Source organism: Roseofilum capinflatum BLCC-M114 (assembly GCF_030068505.1).
GTDB lineage: Bacteria > Cyanobacteriota > Cyanobacteriia > Cyanobacteriales > Desertifilaceae > Roseofilum > Roseofilum capinflatum.
In genome coordinates, this window is sequence record NZ_JAQOSO010000102.1 from 12,479 (window position 1) to 31,545 (window position 19,067).

14 protein-coding genes are annotated in these 19,067 nt (G+C 46.3%); 7 read left to right on the top strand and 7 right to left on the bottom strand.

All coding sequences use genetic code 11. The features are described 5' to 3' along the window. Window positions 1–52: 52 nt before the first annotated feature. On the bottom strand, window positions 53–1,882 hold the full coding sequence (locus tag PMG25_RS19665; RefSeq protein ID WP_283768597.1) for a protein kinase domain-containing protein: 1,830 nt from the start codon (window positions 1,880–1,882) through the stop codon (window positions 53–55). 95 nt (window positions 1,883–1,977) lie between these two features. Here PMG25_RS19665 and PMG25_RS19670 point away from each other — a divergent pair, with 95 nt between their 5' ends. The 3 genes from PMG25_RS19670 to PMG25_RS19680 are packed head-to-tail and all read left to right on the top strand — an operon-like array spanning window position 1,978 to window position 4,669. Then, entirely contained in the window at window positions 1,978–2,268 is a 291-nt protein-coding gene (locus PMG25_RS19670) for a small RNA NsiR4-regulated ssr1528 family protein (protein WP_283768598.1), read from the top strand. 40 nt (window positions 2,269–2,308) lie between these two features. Beyond that, complete coding sequence (locus tag PMG25_RS19675) at window positions 2,309–3,946, top strand: GspE/PulE family protein (protein ID WP_283768599.1); 1,638 nt, start codon at window positions 2,309–2,311, stop codon at window positions 3,944–3,946. A gap of 36 nt (window positions 3,947–3,982) precedes the next feature. Then, window positions 3,983–4,669, top strand: a complete 687-nt coding sequence (locus PMG25_RS19680; RefSeq protein ID WP_283768600.1) for a DUF2202 domain-containing protein — start codon at window positions 3,983–3,985, stop codon at window positions 4,667–4,669. Here PMG25_RS19680 and PMG25_RS19685 read toward each other — a convergent pair. The 4 genes from PMG25_RS19685 to PMG25_RS19700 form a co-directional block, all read right to left on the bottom strand. Then, a complete protein-coding gene (locus tag PMG25_RS19685) occupies window positions 4,662–5,432 on the bottom strand; it encodes a hypothetical protein (RefSeq protein WP_283768601.1) in 771 nt (256 codons plus the stop codon). The genes PMG25_RS19680 and PMG25_RS19685 overlap by 8 nt on opposite strands. Before the next feature lie 162 nt (window positions 5,433–5,594). Continuing rightward, window positions 5,595–8,150: a DUF3769 domain-containing protein gene (locus tag PMG25_RS19690; RefSeq protein WP_283768602.1), complete on the bottom strand. Its 2,556-nt coding sequence runs from the start codon at window positions 8,148–8,150 to the stop codon at window positions 5,595–5,597. A gap of 96 nt (window positions 8,151–8,246) precedes the next feature. Continuing rightward, on the bottom strand, window positions 8,247–10,661 hold the full coding sequence (locus tag PMG25_RS19695; RefSeq protein ID WP_283768603.1) for a CHAT domain-containing protein: 2,415 nt from the start codon (window positions 10,659–10,661) through the stop codon (window positions 8,247–8,249). Window positions 10,662–10,702: 41 nt separating this feature from the next. Next, a complete protein-coding gene (locus tag PMG25_RS19700; RefSeq protein ID WP_283768604.1) occupies window positions 10,703–12,778 on the bottom strand; it encodes an adenylate/guanylate cyclase domain-containing protein in 2,076 nt (691 codons plus the stop codon). 393 nt (window positions 12,779–13,171) lie between these two features. On the opposite strand from PMG25_RS19700, the gene PMG25_RS19705 reads away from it, so the two are divergent. After that, window positions 13,172–15,166, top strand: coding sequence for a response regulator (locus PMG25_RS19705; protein WP_283768605.1), 1,995 nt, complete (start codon window positions 13,172–13,174; stop codon window positions 15,164–15,166). Here the strand turns inward: PMG25_RS19705 and PMG25_RS19710 are convergent. Both PMG25_RS19710 and queA read right to left on the bottom strand, forming a co-directional pair. Next, window positions 15,163–15,837, bottom strand: coding sequence for a tetratricopeptide repeat protein (locus PMG25_RS19710; RefSeq protein WP_283768606.1), 675 nt, complete (start codon window positions 15,835–15,837; stop codon window positions 15,163–15,165). The two genes, PMG25_RS19705 and PMG25_RS19710, sit on opposite strands and share 4 nt — an antisense overlap. An 18-nt stretch (window positions 15,838–15,855) precedes the next feature. Beyond that, a complete protein-coding gene (gene queA, locus PMG25_RS19715; RefSeq protein WP_283768607.1) occupies window positions 15,856–17,067 on the bottom strand; it encodes a tRNA preQ1(34) S-adenosylmethionine ribosyltransferase-isomerase QueA in 1,212 nt (403 codons plus the stop codon). Between the two features lie 74 nt (window positions 17,068–17,141). Between queA and PMG25_RS19720 the strand changes: the two genes are divergently transcribed. From PMG25_RS19720 to PMG25_RS19730, 3 genes are all read left to right on the top strand, one after another. Beyond that, window positions 17,142–17,303 carry a hypothetical protein gene (locus tag PMG25_RS19720; RefSeq protein ID WP_283768608.1) on the top strand — a complete coding sequence of 54 codons (162 nt, stop codon included), beginning with the start codon at window positions 17,142–17,144 and terminating at the stop codon, window positions 17,301–17,303. 86 nt (window positions 17,304–17,389) lie between these two features. Further along, window positions 17,390–17,779: a hypothetical protein gene (locus PMG25_RS19725; RefSeq protein ID WP_283768609.1), complete on the top strand. Its 390-nt coding sequence runs from the start codon at window positions 17,390–17,392 to the stop codon at window positions 17,777–17,779. Window positions 17,780–17,986: 207 nt separating this feature from the next. Further along, window positions 17,987–18,997 carry a calcium-binding protein gene (locus tag PMG25_RS19730; protein WP_283768610.1) on the top strand — a complete coding sequence of 337 codons (1,011 nt, stop codon included), beginning with the start codon at window positions 17,987–17,989 and terminating at the stop codon, window positions 18,995–18,997. The last annotated feature ends 70 nt before the right edge of the window (window positions 18,998–19,067 follow it).

Here is a 19,067-nt window from a genome sequence, read left to right on the forward strand (position 1 = left end):
GACAGAACAGGCGAGTCAGTTGTGTATTGATCTCAGGTATCATTATTCGCAGTTAGTCCCCGATCCAAATTTTGATTGTGGTATCTCGACTAGCGGTAGCCATAAGCGATCGCCCAGGACTGATGGCGATGGCATTGATATCCTTGAAATGTTCTCTCAAGGTTTGCCGGATTTGAAGCATTTGTAAATCCCAGATGGTTAAGCTCCCATCTGCACTTCCGGCCATCAGTTGTTGGGAGTCTGAGCTAAAGGCTACTGCTCTTACCCAGTCGGACGAAGGTTGAAAGGTATGTTGAGGTAAGGGGGTTGTGTGAAGTGAAGATAAGTTCCAGAGTTTTACTGTTAGATCGCTGCTTCCACTGGCTAAATGTCCATCTCTACTAAAGGCGATCGCGTTAATATCCCGTTGATGTCCCTTGAGTTGGGTTATGGGTTCTCCGGTTTCTACATGCCACAAATAGATTTGATTATCGCTACTTCCAGAGGCGATAAGTTTCCCATCGGGACTAAAAGCGACGGTATTAATCCCACGGGGATGAGGAATAGACAGATGGCGATCGCTCTCGGTTAACCAAATTTGTAATTGGCGATCGTCTCCACCACTGGCGATCGCCTTGCCCTGGGGATGGTACGCTAAAGACAGGGTTACGGAGCTGCCATAATGCTCTAGGGGCGTACAATAGACTGTCGCCGTACCAAAATCCCAGATCTTAATCACATCATCAATACTGCCACTGGCTAACTGATGTTCTAGGGGACTAAACGCTAAAGTCAATACCGGGTTCGTATGAAGGTTTAAGGTCTCTTCTAAGCTCCCCGTTTCTAGATTCCAAATTTTGATCCCACTGTCAAAACTCCCACTGGCTAACAGTTGCCCATCCGGACTCATGGCCAAGGCACAGACAGAACCTCGATGACCTTCTAAGGTTTGCACACAGCGCCATATTTTTGTCCCTGAAGGTGGGAAAAATCGAGGCCGCGGGGGAGGGGGTGGCGGTAGTTTTTTCGCCGGTTTGAGGGCATGAAAGACATCTCTAGCACAGCGATATCGGTGCTTGGTTCCCAGTTGGATTAATCGATCTAAAATTGCACCCAATTTGTCACTCATTTGGGTGTCTCCTAAGTATTCCCGCCACACCCAAACTCCTTCCGCACTATCAAAGAGCAGGAAGGGAGAAACCTGGGTTAACAGGTATAAACAAGTTACACCTAAACCATATAAATCACTAGCATAGATAGCTTTGCCGCGCAATTGTTCGGGGGCAACAAATTCGGGGGAACCGATGGTGGTTCCCGTGTTGAGCAGGGCGGTTTCGGTGACATACTTGGCGGAACCAAAATCAACTAAACTATACTCGCCATTTAAGCCTTGAATGATATTGGCGGGTTTAATATCCCGATGGATGACCTGGCGATCGTGGATATAATTGAGAACCGGTAAGAGTTTTTTCAGTAAGTCCCGAATTTGAGGCTCTGTCCATTTTCCCGTTTGTTCTAAAATTACGTCTAGGTTTTCTCCGGGGCGATATTCTTGGACTAAATAGTGATTGTCTCCTTCGTGGAAATAATTATAAAATTGAGGGATTTGGGGATGATTACCCAGTTGATAGAGTCGTTGAGCTTCTTGTTCAAATAAGTCAGTTGCTTTGCGTTGCATGTCGGGATTTTTGCTCTCAAAGCTTAATTGTTTGATCGCACAACGGCGCGGGTTCCCTTGGCTTCTATCAATAGACAAGAATGTGCGACCAAATCCGCCTTGACCAATCTTTTTAATCGCTTGATAGTGTTGTTTGAGGATCAGGCTGTTTCCACAGGTCTGGCAGTAGTTTGCTCCCTGGGGATTTTGGGGGGATTTACAATGGGGATTGAGACAGTAAGACATGAGACGAATTAATAATTAATCATTAATAAATTCGAGGGTTGACTGTTGTTTTTTAGTTATTGTAGACTGATTTTAATGTTGAGGAAATCATAAATATGGCTTCAGAAGACCAGAAAACAACCGGTGCAGATGCAGTGGATGCAGCGATCGCCCAAGGACTCGATTTAGATGGCAGTCCCATCCCCCCGGCTAAGTTAGAATTATATCATCAAGTCATGGGCTTGGAAGCCGATCGCCAACGGAGCGGAGTGAGTAATACCATGCGATCGCGCATTGTTCGCATCGGAGCCAAGCATTTACCCCAAGACGAACTCAATCAAAAGTTACTCGCGGCCGACTTTGCTCCCCTGAAAGAAAAGGAAATTCGCTTTTATTACGGCAGCTAACATTTACCGCTTTGTCTATTGTCCACTCAAGCCAAAACCCATGCAAACCAGCGATCTGACTCCTTCAGCTTGGCAACAACTCCGACAAGGTACAGTCAACTGTGATGAAGCCATTAAGCTATTAATCGATAGCGATCGCCAACTGAACCTTTCTTTACTCGATTCTGAAGTCAGTTCCCGGTTTTGGCGGGAATTCCCCGATCGCCAAAACCTACCCCCCATTATTCCCTTGCTGCTGTGGCGTAATTGCTATTATCTCGGCTCTCCGGTAACCGTAGAACCGGATCAAATTCGAGAAATGAGCGATCGTACCCTCACCAACATCAAAATCATCCCCATTTCTCAAAAAAGCTACAGCGCTTGGCATCACAGCCGCAACTTTGACCATACCCGCATCAGCTCTGCCCCCCTCGTTAACCCCATCACCGGGGAACTCGAACAAGAAAATATTACCGAAGTTACCGAACTCTACCTATCCAAAGCCGTCGGCCAAATTAGCCGCATTAAAACCATCATCTCCGGCGCTCTCCGCAACCGCGCCAGCGATATTCACCTCGAACCCTTTCCCCAAGGCCTGCGAGTTCGGTATCGGATTGACGGTGTACTCCGAGATATTACCACCCTATCCGCAGAAGTCAGCCGTAAAGTGATCGTCGCCCTCAAAGTCATGTCCAACATGGACATAGCCGAAAGTCGTCGCCCCCAAGACGGTCGGATTGGCGAAAAATACGCCACCCAAGACAACCTAGAATTGGGCATGGATATGCGCGTTAGCACCCTTCCCTGTGTCAGTGGCGAAAAAGCCGTTATTCGACTGCTCCCTCGGCAAAATCCCTTTAGTAAAATCGAAGACCTCGGATTTAATCGGCAAACCTTACCCCTTTATCAAGACTGGTTGCGCCAACCCCAAGGTATGATCATCCTCACCGGGCCCACTGGTTCCGGCAAAACCAGCACCCTTTATACCAGCTTGCAATCCGTCGCCACAGAGCAAGTCAATGTGGTCACCGTTGAAGATCCCGTAGAATACATCTTATCCGGAATCACCCAAACCCAAGTCCATGAACGAGCAGGCATGACCTTTGCCGCAGGCTTGCGGGCCATTTTGCGTCAAGACCCAGATATCATTATGGTCGGGGAAATTCGCGACCATGAAACCGCAGAAACCGCAGTTCGAGCCGCTTTAACCGGCCATTTAGTCTTTACCACCCTACACACCAATGATGCCGTAGGAGCCATTCCCCGACTCAAAGATATTGGCCCCGATCCCGGTTTAATTAGTGACGCGCTATTGGGCATTATTGCTCAACGTTTAGTCCGTTGTATTTGTCCTCACTGTGGCACACCGTATCGCCCCAGTGAAGAGGATTTAAGGATTTTGGGAATTGGGTTACATGAGGCTAACCCGGAAGAATGGCGCAAAGGAAAAGGGTGTGTTAAATGTTTTCAGTCCGGATATCTAGGACGAGAAGCAATTATTGAATTGTTGAATGTGGATGACTCCATGCGGGAATTAATTTATGAAGGGGGAGTAACCGAGCTGCGCCGATATTTGCAAAATACCGATTTTATGTCCTTTCGCAAGGCAGCCACGGATAAAGTAACTCTGGGTAAAACTACGGTAGATGAAGTAGTTCGGGTTTTACCTCGCAGCACCATGTACTATAAACTCAGGTGAGAGTTTAATGGATTACCCAGACTTGATATGAGACCGATGATGTACTCAAACCCCTATTTAACGCTCAATGCTCTGCATGTTTCAGAGGCAGAAGGATTGCTTTATATGCGAGAAGAGGAGAAATTGGCACACGAGATTTATCGAACCCTCTATACCCATTGGCAACTTCCTATTTTTGACAATATCGCCCAAAGCGAGACTCGCCATATGGCTGCGGTGCTGAGACTGCTCAACCGTTACGGACTCCAAGATCCGATCGCCAATAACCATCCAGGAGTCTTTACCAATCCAGATTTGCAACACCTATATGACTCCCTACTCAAAACCGGTCATAACTCCTTAGCTGATGCTCTTAAAGTTGGGGCAAAAATTGAAGAACTCGATATTGTCGATCTAGAAGAGAAGATCGAACAAACCCAAAACCCCGATATTCAACGAGTGTATCGTAATTTAGTGCGAGGCTCTCGCAATCATTTACGCTCGTTTGTCTCCGTTTTAAGTCGTCAAACTGGCGAAACGTACCAACCCCAACATTTACTCCTAGACCAATACAACGCTATTATCCATTCTGCTCACGAACGAGGAGGACAAGGAAGACATCAGAGAAATCAGGGCCGGAAAGGGCATCGCGGCGGTTATGGGTGGGGTAGGAGAAGGAGATGTGGAAATGCGGGGAGACACGGATACAGTTACAGCGCTTTCCCCCCATCCCCGATTAACTAGGCGGAGAATCATGGGCAAAGGATTGCAGTTTCAAATAAAACTCAGAAGTGGGTAAAGGGGGCGAAAATTGATCGATGGGAGGTTGATCGATGGAAAGCCGCTCGGATGGCTCATTCTCTTGCTCTGATTCGACCTCAACGGCGATCGCCAGATCGTCACTCTCTGAAGATTCAGGATCGAGGCTTTTTTCTTCCTCGTCTGATTGTTCCTCGTTTTCTTCTGTCTTTACATCCGTGAGTGTGGGGGGTTGCTCTTCATCCACCGAGCAATCCTCATCCTCCTCAACCGGTGGGGGGACTTCAGGAGTCGGAAAGCGCATTTCCGGAGTGAGATTCAGATAATCTAAAGGCAGTAACTCTTCGGGTAATTTACTACAGACAATTTGCTCGAACTCATGATTAAAATGACAGATCGGTTGTCCCCGTCTAGCCCAAAGATTCAAAATCTGTTCAATAGAAATAATCTTATATCGCCCCTGATATAAGGCTTCTACGATCGCCAAACGCAACCAATCCCCCTTAAACTGCTCTAACCATCGCTGTATACACTCGTCTACCTGATAGCCGTATAAATCAAAACTATAATAAATCAGCAATGCCGGAACATAGCAGAGCGATCGCATTTCGGAGACACTTCGACCAACCGATACGCTCTCCAGAAAAGTAATCCATGGGTTTGCCGATCCGGTCATGGGGGAGTAATGGGGAATAGGGAATAGGGAATAGGGAATAGGGAATATACCTAGTCTAAATGAGTTGTGCAACAGGAAATGCCCTCTCCCTAATCCCTCTTCCCGTGGGAGAGGGACTTCTGCTCCCCTTCTCCTGCGGGAGAAGGCTTGCCCTGAGCGTAGCCGAAGGGGGCTGGGGGATGAGGGGCAGCTATGACATAACTCATTTAGGTTTGCTATAGGTTCTAATTAAAATTAAAAAGATGGAATCACGGTGGGAGTTGCTTGGCGAATATTCGGACTTGAAAAAGACTGACTCACCCCGCTCCAATTAAAATCACCTAAGCGAAATCCGAGAGCGGCTAACCCCAATTCTGGATTATAGCGAAAGGTCACGCCATAGGTGCGACGACTATATTCAACCATATAATCGGTACTAATGGTCTGCCCAGTATCTAGATTAAACCCAGCACGGGCCGCAACGCGAATGGGGCCATACAGTTGTTGATTGAGTTCTAGCTGCAAAACCCGCACATCAGCCACGCGGTCAAACCGAAAGGGAGATTCTCCGGTGGGGATAAACTGGGCATAGAGCAAACTGAACCCAGTGTAGTCAAGCCAGGAGCGAGAGAAATGGCCAAATTGTCCTTGAAGGCCTAGTAATCCTTGCACATAGGACTGATTGTCGCCATTACTGTAAAATCCGGCGGTTCCCGTTAATCCGGCTAAAAATTGTACATAAGGAACGACCGGTTTAGGGGTATATTTGAGTCCCTCTGTGGGAGTTGCGGGTAAGGGTTCGCCCTTCCACAGAGAAAAGGGACGACGAATGGTGGCGCTCATCTGGGTACGATTTAAGGAAGCTCGGTCATTACTCAAATCTGACGGATCTAATAGTTCTATACGATCGGTTGGGGCGTAGATATTTTGGAAACTGGCTTGATAATTGACGACAATTCCCGTATCGCTAATGGTTTGAATGGGTGAAGCAAAGACAACCCCTAGACTGCGATCGACGGTTTGAAAGCCGAGGGAACCATTATAAAATCGATTGCGATAGGTATATTCGGCGCTTAAGGTATGATTGGCAATTAGGTGTTGCAATTGTACGTTAGCCCTGGCCGTATCTCCGGTATTATTGAGTCCGGCTAAACTGACATTGGCTTGGAAATTGGTCTGAGCGGCTAATTTGGCATCAAAAGAGGCTCGTAAACCGATCCAACTCCAAAAGGAATCTGTTTCTAACTCTTCCTCGGATACACTCTCTGCATCTCGGTTATCACTGGAGAATCCTAGAGCGCGTTGCACTAAGAATTGGGGGGCTAATCGGAGGGCAAAACGGCGAGTTTCAATGATTTCAAAACTGCGTTCAATGAAGAGGCCTCCACGATCGCGGTCATCATAGCCGATATTGGCGATCGCCGGATCGCGCTCTTCTCGACTAATAATCAGGCGATCGCGCAACAGGGGAACCCCTACACGCTGATCGAACACCAACCGGGGACGAGTGGCTAACACCTCATCTTCTAGGGGAGAAATTCGGGTTAACTGGGCGCGATCGGCTCGTACCTCTAACTCTGGCGGAGAAAAGGGATCGTTGGTAAATCGAATCTCCGTCGCTTGCCAACCTTCGGGGGTAAAATCTAACCGTTGCGCCTCAAACCTGACCCGTCGTACCTGTCCCCCTTGTTGCACGCTGGTGGTCGCATTACTCCCGCCGCCCCCCACATTAATGATCACGCCTCCTTCATTGGTCACATCTGTGGGTGGTTGGTCTAAAATAATGCGCTCTCCCGGAGGAGAAAGTTGGGAATCGGCGCTCTCATCTGTAAAGTCAAAATCCGTCCCAGCCGTGGGAATATAGACCACGCCTCTGGCATTTTCAACTGTTCCCGTTCCTTGGACAAAGTTATAGAGAAAGCGAGAGCCTAATAAAATTTGTTCGCCACTGACTAAAGACACATTGCCCACTGCCAGGGCCAAGCGGTTAATGAGGTTAACCTGTAATTTATCCGATCGCAAAATGGCATCATCAAAGAGCATTTCCACATTGCCTTCAGCCGTGAAAATTTGCCGCTCATCATCAAATTCTTGGCGATCGGCCGTTAATTCAATCACCGCTTCTTGTCCCGGAGGAGCAATGGGAATTTCCACCTCTTCCGGTTCGGCGGATTCAATCGGGATCGGAGTTTCGCGATCGGATGCTGGCTCATCCCCATTCAGGGGTACGAGGTCTGAAGAGGGCAAAGGATCTGATTCAGGGGTTTGGGCGATCGCTTCTCTGTTTTCTGCTAAAACTTTCTCGATCGCATCAGAAGCTGGCGTAGTTTGCCATGGGGAGAGTGGATCGGCAAGCGCTGGTAATTCCGGCTCAGTCCTGGGTTCCCAATTCGGATCGCCAACCCGATCAACATCCAGAACCGGCACAACCTGCACCTGCGAACTCACCGATAACTCGCCCCCTAACGCTGAAGCCTGGGTACTGGCGACGAGGCGTTCATCGTCTGGAGACGAGAGTTCTGGGGGAGAAATAGGTGATAGGGTCTCTCCACCTACCCAACTCAAGGCTTCGGGTTCAACCGCAGTTTCTTCCGGAGGGGAGACGGGTTCAGGAGTGTCTAAGCTTTCTACGGTCTCCAAAGTCCAGAAGGGTTCGCTGCGATCGTCCCCCTTTTCAAGCAGGGATTCTACCCTAGTCACGGGTGCAGGAGCCACCCAATCGATCCCCTCAGTTGGCTCGGCAACCCTAAGACTCTGATGGGGAATAGTATGAACAACTGGCGGCAATTGAGGGGGGACAGGATAGGGCATAGATTCGACAATTCACTCCAACACCTTGCCCAGTATAGCGCTACACGCTGGGCTACTGGCGTATCCGTTTTTTAGGCTGCCTTGGGGCGATCGCCTTTAGTCGAGACCATTACCAATTAAAATAAACGGGGCCCAATAGTAGGGATGTTGAAAAGAGGTGGGGTCAACATTCCCGGCTGCGGGAAGTTGGGCTTCAATTAAACTGATTTGCGCTTGGCGAAGGGCTTGGGCTAGGGTAATCGAAACATCGGTATCCAGCAATTGATAAAATTCATCCATTAAGACTTGAGTTCCTTGATCGTCTACTTTCCAGAGGGTGGCGATCGCCGCTTTTGCTCCGGCTTTTTGCACCTGATAGCCTAAACCCAGGATTTCTTCCCCATTACCGAGAATTTCACCGATCGCCGTCTGACAGGCACTGAGGACTATTAGATCCACATCCGATAGGTTCCAATGTTCAATATCCCGTAGGGTAATGCGATCGCCATTTCCTAATAAGATAAAGGACTCTTCTGGCTCCCCTTTCACAAAGGCTGCATGGGTGGCTAAATGAATAATCTGATGAGCTTGGAGTTCCGGTAGGGTGGCATCCCGATTAAAATCCTGATTCCATAAGGTGGTATGTTCGGGGAATCGCTGGATCAGATTTTGCACTTCCTTTTGAGCAAAGGGTAATCCAGAAAAGTCAAATTGGCGATCGCCCACTTGGACTTGATAATTGCCCTGGGTAAACGCTCCGGCTAAGATTTTCCGCTCTCGATGGGTTTGGGGAGCAAAGTTTTGTAAGCTCGTGGCCGTAATATGATTAATCTCAAAGTGTTGAATCAACCAATCCTCACCATCATATAAGGCACTTAAGGGCAAATAGCGCAACTGTCCATCCGGTGCATACACTAACGCCTCAATTCCCGCTTGATGCAAATCCTGTTCAATCGGTTGCACTAACCATTCATAAAGCTGTTGACCCACTGATTTTACGCGGGGTAGGGGATATTTGCGCGTGACTACGGTGCGAAATTCAGCGATTTTCTGTTCGAGTTCTGACTGACTCACCGGTACAGTACGTCTGATCGGTGGGCGATCGGCAAAAATGACCATAATCTCTAGCCGATCGGCCACAATAAAAGGATAAACCAACGCCGTTTGATGTTGAAACTGTTGTAGCACAGTCTGTAAACCCTGAATATGCTCATTCCAGCCTTGATTTTCTGAGTTATAATCTGTGATTTTCTGGCTAATATGAGTAATATCTGACTCTTCCAGAAACCGATTCAAATCTTCATGCAAACGATGATATAATGAGTTCAGTTGATTAATCCTTTCCGTTTGCTCCACCGTGCGATCGGCTTCGGGAATTTCCATTAATACTTCTAAGTCTTGAATCCACGCTACTCCCTGATCTTGGGCTTTTATAAATTGATTAAAAATATTCTCTTCTACGGGATGAAAACTCAAAGTTTGTAAGTCGAGATCGCCTTTCACCGTATGTAAATATTCATCCAATTCTTGCAGTTTCAACAAATCTAGCACTTGATGAGCTTCATGGGGGCGATTGTGTTGAAAAAGAAGATCGGCTAAATGGCGATATCGATGGGAAACAGTTCCCATAAATGCCTTCTGTTTTTCTACAGAAAAATCATTGACTTGGTAATGAATAGCTTGAAGATCATTAATGGATTGTTTATAAAAAATAATCGCTAATTCGATTTGTCGATCTTCTTCCAGTAGATGGCCAATATTATGTAGTGTCGTCCCATAATGTTCCAGTTCTCCGAGCTGCTGCCACATCAGAAGTGCTTGATAAAAATGGGAAAGAGCCGGTTCAAATTTTCCTTCTTCAGTATAGACCAAACCTAATCCATTCAGACTATTAGCTTCTCCAATTTGATCGCCAATATCTCGAAAAATACTCAAGGCTTGATGATAGGCTTCTAGGGCTTGAGAGTGTAAATGAAGAGTCGTATATAGACTGCCCACTTGATTATATAAATGTGCCTGTTTAGCCGGATCATTTAAGGTTTGATTGAGTTCTAATGCTTGTTGAGTGCTAGATAAAGCAACATCGGGTAAATCTTGCTTTTCGTACACTAAACTTAAACCGATCGAGGCTTCAATTTCTCTGGCAATGTCTCCTTGTGATTGAGCAATTTCTTGTGCTTCTATGAGTAACTCTAGGGCAGTGTCATAATCCTCTAAACTGACTTCTACACCCGCTAAACTAATTAATGTATCAGTAATTTTGGCCCGATCGCCAATTTGTTGTCGTAATTGTAGCGCACTCTGGTAAAATTGCTGTGCAGAAAAAAAGTGACCCTCTAAATAGTACATCCTCCCCTTATCTTCTAAGGCATGAGCTTCGCTGACTGGATCGGCAATCTCTAATTGAACGAATAACTCTTGCAGCTCGGAAGCGGTAGACTCGATCGCGGTTTGGGCGATCGCCGGTTGGACGGTTTCCAGAGAACCGAGCGTGGCGATCGTCAAAATTATTCCACCTAATTTTATATTCATCAATACTCAAATCTTTGTAAAATAATAATTTTGCTTTTTGCCTAGTGCAAAGCACTATACCCCTTTGTTCCTTGCAACCAATAAGTTTTCATCTTCCCCTTACCTTTCACCGAAATAATCCCCCGTTCTTCAAACTCAAACTGGTCTTGAAGACGCTCATAAAATTGCTCACTGACTTGAATTTTTCCCGGCATCCCCGAAGACTCCATCCGCGAAGCCACATTCACCGTATCTCCCCATAAATCATAGCTAAACTTACGCACGCCAATCACTCCCGCAACCACTGGCCCCGTATGAATACCAATGCGAATTTGTAAACATTCTCCATTGTCTAAACAAAATTGTTGCATACTCTCTTGCATTTCTAAGGCCATGGCTGCCATCGCTACTTGATGGTTACTTTGGGGAACCGGTAAGCCTCCGACCACCATATAAGCATCACCAATGGTTTTTATTTTTTCTAACCCATGTTTTTCGGCTAAATAATCAAAGCTAGAGAACAGTTCATTGAGCCAAGTGACCAAATGGATCGGAGCCATGCGAGAGGATAAAGACGTAAAGCCAACAATATCGGAAAATAAGATCGTCACCGATTCAAAATGTTCCGCGATCGCCTGGGTTTCCTGTTTTAGTTGTTTGGCGATCGCCTCCGGCAGAATATTCAACAACAGAGTCTCCGATTTTTCCTGCTCTCGACGTAAATCCGCCGTTCTCTCTTCCACCCGCAACTCCAATTCCTCATTACTTTTTTCCAGAGCAGTAAAAGACTCTTGAAGCTGATTAGCCATCTGATTAAACGATTGAGCTAAAATTTTTAACTCCGCGACTCCGGTAACTTCCACATTTTCCGCCAAACTCTCGTGAGTCCAGCGCGTCAGAGCCGCACTCGCTAACCGACGACTACCGTTGCTTAACTGCATAATCGGATCGGTGATCCATTTGGCTGTCACCCATCCAAAGCCGGTAGCGACAAATAGAGCCACGAAACAGAGGGCGATCGTTCGTTGCGTATTTTTATGGATTTGTCCCATAAAATCTGACTCTGGCACGATCACCACAATTAACCAATCTAAATTTTGTCCTTGGCTAAAGGGAACGACTTGCAAAAAATACCGCTCTCCATCGATCTTTAACTGTAAATTTTCTGCGGTTTCAATCTTTTCTAAATCAGTAAAACGATCGTACAAATATAGAGCAGTCTTTTGAATGACTGTATTCTCACTTTCAACGGCTGGCAAGCGCTCTACCGTCTCTGGTTTAATCACAAAGGGTAATTCTGACCCAGAAGTGGCCACAAAAAAACCAGATCGATCCATAATAAAGGTTTTGCCCGATTCCCCAATTTTAATCGCTTGTAAAAACGTGCGGATATGAGATAAAACAAAATCTACTCCCAAAACTCCCCACAATTCTCCAGACTCTTGAAACACCGGTTCAGCAAGGGTGATTTTCAATCGCGGTTCTTTAAAATCGGTATAAACATCACTCCAGGTTGCCTCCTGAGCATCGACTGCTTTTTTGTACCAAGGACGGACTCTTGGATCGTAAGGATTTCCTTTTTCTAAAAGTTGAGTGGGATTACCTTGACGATCGGTAGCATAACTATAAAAGTGAAACTGGGTTTCCTCTCCAGCTCTTCCGACTTGCCAAGTTTGATCGTTTTGAAACCCTAAACCGGTAAATTCTCCTTCGACTGTACCAAAATAAATCGCTGAAACTTCAATGGGAGAAAACAGATCTCTCTGTCGCCAAAAGGTACGAGTTAAACGGGAATAATCTTGGGTATCTAGTTGTCCTAATTCCAGGCTGTTGGTATTGACTTCAGCAATAATCCGAGGGGCTTCTAAATAATCATCCAAGTTTTGCTTAATTCTAGCGCTGGCTTCATCTCGAAGTTGTAGCGTCACTTCCCGCACCGCTTGTTGACCATTGCGTAAAGATAACCATCCCGTTAATCCAACAGCTCCTACAATTTGCACAATAAAGGGAATGACTAAGAGTAATCTGAGGGGAATATCTTGAGAGAGATTAAGAGACCCAGAAGTACCACGGTTAGATTTTGTTTGACCATTGAATGAAGGTTGATTTAAGGGTTCATTGTTTTCACTCTCTCTCATATGTTTATCCTTGGGGTTGAGATGGGTCTCTACCATAGATTGTGACAAGTGCTAACTATTTTAAGTATGATGAACCCTTAATGTCACTATCTAGCAATTATTTTGAGTTGTTTAGCTCTTATTATAACGCTTTCTATCAGGAGAGTTTATCTGAGGTAGCGTTCCTCATAAAACAAGCAAGGCGCTGTATATTATCCGTATAAAATAAAACAAACAGTATTTTATGGTACAATACACGCCCAAATTCATGGGGAATGACTTCTAGCGATCGCCCGACAATGGGGACTGATTACCCAAAACACGACCTGCGACTGTGGTCAACTGATGCTGTTTTGACCTAAGATTTAGATATAGTCTTGACATCATGAGCCTAAAAAAGATTCATATCCTCTAATGTATTCCTTGCCCCATAGTTACAATACTTTACAAGATATCGTTATTCTAATTGTAGATGATAATCCTACAAACTTAAAAGTATTGTCAGATGCTCTTCAAGATTTAGGATGGGAAATTTTAGTCGCAGTTGATGGAGAAAGTGCCATTGAACAAGTTGAATATGCCAAACCCGACTTAATTCTTTTAGATGTGATGATGCCTGGGATTGATGGATTTGAAACCTGTCGTCGTCTCAAGTCTTCTCCTTCGACTCAAGATATTCCCATTATTTTTACGACTGCATTGGGAGAAATTGAGGATAAAATGCGGGGTTTTGCTCTTGGTGCAGTTGATTATATTACGAAGCCCTTTCGTCAAGAAGAAGTATTAGCTCGAATTAATGTCCATCTCCAAATGCGATTGTTGACTCAGAACTTAGAAAAACAGAATCAGCAGCTTCATCATGAAATTGAAGAAAGGCAGTTGGTAGAAGCTGCCTTGAAAGAAATGACAGAAGAATTAGAAAAAAGAGTTAAATCTCGAACCCTAGAATTACAACTAGCAAAAGAAGAAGCCGATCGAGCAAATTGTGCTAAAAGTGATTTTTTGGCGCGTATGAGTCATGAATTGAGAACGCCATTAAATGCAATTTTGGGATTTGCACAGGTGCTAAAAAAAGAAGATTCAAAAAATCCCAAAAATCGTCAATATTTAGATATTATAATCCATAGCGGTGAACATTTACTGCAATTGATTAACAATATTTTAGAGTTGTCGAAAATTGAAGCGGGAAAGTCGGAACTTAATGAAGTTAATATTGATTTATGGCAGTTGCTTAAAAGTATCGAGAAAATGCTATCACTGAAAGCTGAATCGAAACAGTTAACGTTGAGATTTAATCGACTCGATACTGTGGATCGATTTGTTAAAGCTGATGAAGGGAAAATCAGACAGGTTTTGATTAATTTAATTGATAATTCAATTAAGTTTACTGAACAAGGATGGATCGAGGTAGAAGTTGACCAATATTGTCCAGAGGATGAACCAGAAGGTGAAAGAGAAAAGAGTTCTCTAATGTTTAAGATCAAAGATACAGGAGTTGGCATAGACTCAAAAGATGTAGATAATTTGTTTGATGTTTTTTTTCAAACCAATCAAGGAATGAAAAATAATCAAGGTACAGGGTTGGGATTGCCGATTACTCGCGAATTTATTAAGTTAATGGGGGGTGATATTTGGGTGAGTAGCACTCTGGGTGAGGGAACAGAGTTTGAGTTTTATATCCCTGTAAAAACTGCACATTGTGAACCTCAAAGTTGTTTTAAGTCTAATGAAAATATTATTGGTATTTTAGAGAATAAACCTGCTTATAAGATTTTGGTAGTAGAGGATCATTGGGCGAATCGAATGTTGCTTGTGAATTTATTAAAACGAATTGGGTTTGAAGTCCAAGAAGCGGTAAATGGACTCGATGCTATCGAGGTGTGGAAAGCGTGGCATCCGGATTTAATTTGGATGGATATGCGAATGCCGGTGATGGATGGATATGAAGCGACGGAACACATCAAGTCGTCTCCAGAGGGTAAAGAAACGGTGATTTTGGCTTTAAGTGCGAATGCTTTTGCGGAGGAACAAGAAAAGATGTTGGCTACGGGTTGTGATGATTATTTGAGTAAGCCATTTGAGGAAGTGGAATTGCTGGAAAAGATGGCTCAATATCTAGATATTGAATATGTTTATGAGGAAGAAAATGTGAGGGCTGAGGAGGATGTACGGTTAGTCCCGGAAGCGATCGCCTTAACCCCCGATCGCCTCCAATCCCTCCCTCAACCCTGGCTCGATCGCCTCCATCAGGCAGCCACTGAAGCAGACAGCGATTTGCTCCTGGATATCATTGCCGAAATTCAAGAGCGCGATCGCCCCTTACACCACACCTTAACTACCCTCGTCAACCGTTTTGACTTCGAGACAATTACCGCAGTGACGGAGGCGATCGCCAGCTCAGAAGATTAAGAGCGCAACTGCTGCAAATATCCCTCAATTCTCTGCGCTTGCCCCACATTGCCCTGTTGTTGAAACAAAACATAAGCCCTTTCCAAACTCGCCACAGCTTGGGGAATTTGTTCTTGCTGATGCAACACCACCCCCAAATTGGCATAGGCTTGGGCAAACTCTGGATTGATTCGGATCGCCTGATTCCAAGCGGCGATCGCCCCCTCAAAATCTTCAAGGAGCGCCAGCGCATTAGCCAAATTGTAATAAGCCTTATCATAATTGGGCTGTATCTCAACCGCCCGTTGATACTTTTCAATGGCTCCATCGAGCTGATTTTGACGAATCAAAACATTGCCCCAATTAAAATAGGCTTCTCCTAACTGCGGATCAACCTGCAACGCTTGCTGATAGGCGGCGATCGCCCCTTCTCGATCCCCCCGCTCCATCAACGCCACCCCCAAATTCACATACACCTGAGCCAACTGGGGATTTAACCGCAAAGCCTCCCGATATTGGGCGATCGCCTCCTCCACTAACCCTTCCTGTTGCAACACTACGCCAAAGCGATAGAAGTCATCCGCGCTCGGTTCCTCAGCCGACGACAGAGCCGGAAAACCCATTCCCAAGGCGATCGCCAAAACCGTTCCCCAAACCACACCATTACCATTCATCGTTATATTGTCTCCCATTTGAACTTATGTTCTTGTTCAGACGATTAATCGAGCCTCCGGTAAGATTAGCATCGCATCCCCAAACGAATAAAATCGATATTTCTGGGCGATCGCCTCCTGATATAACTCCAAAAGTCGAGATCGACCCACCAAAGCACTCACCAACATCAACAAACTCGAACGCGGCAAATGGAAATTCGTAATCAACCCCTCAACCACCTGCCACTCATACCCCGGATAAATAAATAGATCCGTCTTTCCATAAAACCCAGATTTACCCCCAGATGTAGGGGCAGGTTCACCTAATTTTTCGTCAGGTGTAGGGGCGGGTTTACTTAATTTTTCCTCTTCCAAGCCAGATCTTGGTAAACCCGCCCTTACGGAACCCGCCCCTACAGAACCCCGATCCTTCCACCAATGAGCCGCCCCCTCCAACGCCCTCACCGAAGTCGTCCCTACCGCAATAACCCGTCCGCCCCGCTCCTGCGCCTCCCGCACCTTCCGCCAAGTCTCCCCAGACACCTCCAACCACTCCTCATGCATCTGATGCGTGCGAATATCACTCACCTCCACCGGGCGAAACGTCCCCACCCCCACATGCAACGTCACCATCGCCCGCTCGATCCCCAAATCATCCAACTGCCCCAGCAACCGAGGCGTAAAATGCAAACCCGCCGTCGGCGCAGCCACCGAACCCGCCGCCTGTGCATACACCGTCTGATACTGATCCGGCACAGCTTGTGTATCCGTCACATAAGGCGGAAACGGCACATAACCATAATCATCCAACAGATCCTGTAACTCTTGATCCCCAGATAACTCAAACTCCAAAAAGCGCCCTCCAGTCGCCTCATCCGTTCCCCGGATCTTCGCCTTTAATGGAGGTAAATCCAGATCCTCATGGGCAGAAAACTCAACCACCGCCCCCGGTTTCAACCGTCGTCCCGGCTTCACCAGAGCCAACCACACCTGACGCTCCACCCTCTCCAACAGCAGCGCCTCCATCTCCATCCCCGTAGACTTACAGCCATACAACCGTGCCGGGATCACCCGCGTATTATTCATCACCAATAAATCCCCAGGGCGCAACCATTGGGGCAACTCCCGAAACACCCCATGATGACACCCCATGGGGGAGTCCACCACCAACAACCGCGAGCTATCCCTAGGACTCACCGGATTTTGGGCAATACACCCCTCCGGCAAAACATAATCATAAGCATCCAAATCATAATCCTGAGAATTCATCTGATCCCCGCCCTCAATTCATCACTCAATTACCAATCCAAACTCTCTTAAAATACCCCATCCCCTATTGCCTATTGCCTATTGCCCATCCCCTATTGCCTATTGCCTATTGCCTATTGCCTATTGCCTATTGCCTTTCCCCCATTCCCTATTCCCCATTCCCTATTCCCCATTCCCTATTCCCCATTCCCTATTCCCCATCCCCCACCCACAATTGGGGGAATCTACCCAGGTAACATCGGGGAACTCTCCCCTACTCATGATCCCCGCTAACCAGAGAAAATGAAACTGTAGCATTTGCTAGGTTAACCGGGAAAAACTTATGGACTATCTTTACTACCTCGCGAATGCCAGCTTAACCCTCCGGATTATTGAATATCTGAACCTTTCACCTCAATTCCAGGTCGATTTTGTTACCGTTATTCATCAAATCGATGGTTGGGTCATCCGGATCAAGCTGGCCCGAGAACTCAACACCCAAGACGCTGGTAACTTCCGTGCCGTCCTCAATGAATTAGGATTTGCCTATCAACCCGAAATTCGGGTGCAAATGGCCCTATGGAGTCTAGAAACCGGCCAATCTGCCACCCATGTCATGCGTCGTTACCAAGTGGCCGTCGTCTCTCATGGACGACCTAACCGTATCGAAGTTGAAACCTTCCGCAAACAATTTGTGATGGGATTAGGCTATTGTCCAGAAACTTTAGCCTAATTCCTAACCAATCAACAACCTCAACGAGCTATAATGCAGCCAGCTATGAGAATACCTGATTAAAACAATGAGTCTAACCCCCTAGCGATTTGCCTAGAAGGAATTTAAGAGATTCACCAGGGGGATTGACACACTTCAGGGAGACTACTGCTATAATCTTCTAGGCGTACACCATAACCATAGCCATAGAGTGAGGAGTGATTGATTATGGTATTTATACCCGGTACTGTTCCTGTTCCGTCTCCTGGGCCCTTTCAGCCCGCCGTATCTGCACCCAATTTACCCGGTTTGCCCGGCGCGATTCCTGTACCTCCCTTCCCAACTGGTACAATTCCCACCGTTTTAACCAACGATCCCACAGGGGTTAATGGCCTATCTCGGACTGTTGCCACCCCAACGCCTCCTGGTTTAGTTAACCCTCCAATTACAGCACCCATTAATGACTATGTGAGTCTAGCGGGGAACTTTGCCACCGGTACTGGTGGACTCTGGATGCTTGAAGGTGACGATACAGTAGTTGCTTCTGTAGGGAACCAACGGATCTTAGGTAACTCAGGTGATGACCTGCTGTTTGGGGGGAATGACCAAGACAAACTAGCCGGTGGACAAGGCAGTGATATTCTTGTCGGTGGTTTTGGCAAAGACTTACTCCTAGGAAACTTGGGTAGTGATGGTCTCGTAGGTAATGAAGATGAAGATACCTTACGAGGAGGCCAAGGCAATGATGTGCTTGATGGTGGATCTGGAAACGACTGGCTCTTTGGTGACTTCGGTGTGGACGAACTGACCGGTAGCGACGGTTTCGATACGTTTGTTATCCGTGCCAATGAACCCAACCCCTTAGCCGGAGTTCGGTATGTGAATCCTAACTTGTCTCCTAACGATCCCGATTACGTCGTCTTCGACCCAGGTATTGGCCCCGTTGACCCCGGTAATCCCTTTGCTGCTGATGTGATCACGGATTTCAATCCCCAAGAAGATAGGTTGGGGCTTGATAATGGTGTAGTCTATGCGAATCTCAGATTTGATACCGGTCAAAATATTACTGGAGGTTCCTCGAACGATACAGTGATCTACAACAACCAGACCAACAGTGTACTGGCGGTACTTGCAGACTATACCTTGGGTATTAATAGCTTTGATGTCATTACCCTAACTCCGTTCCAACAAAATCTGGGATCGGATTTCTTTGGCCCCTTTATTGATGGCACAGTCTAGTTATCAGAAAAATGGGTCTAAAACCCCGTTCTTCTAGAACGGTGAGTATGTCAACCCCTAATTTAATTCC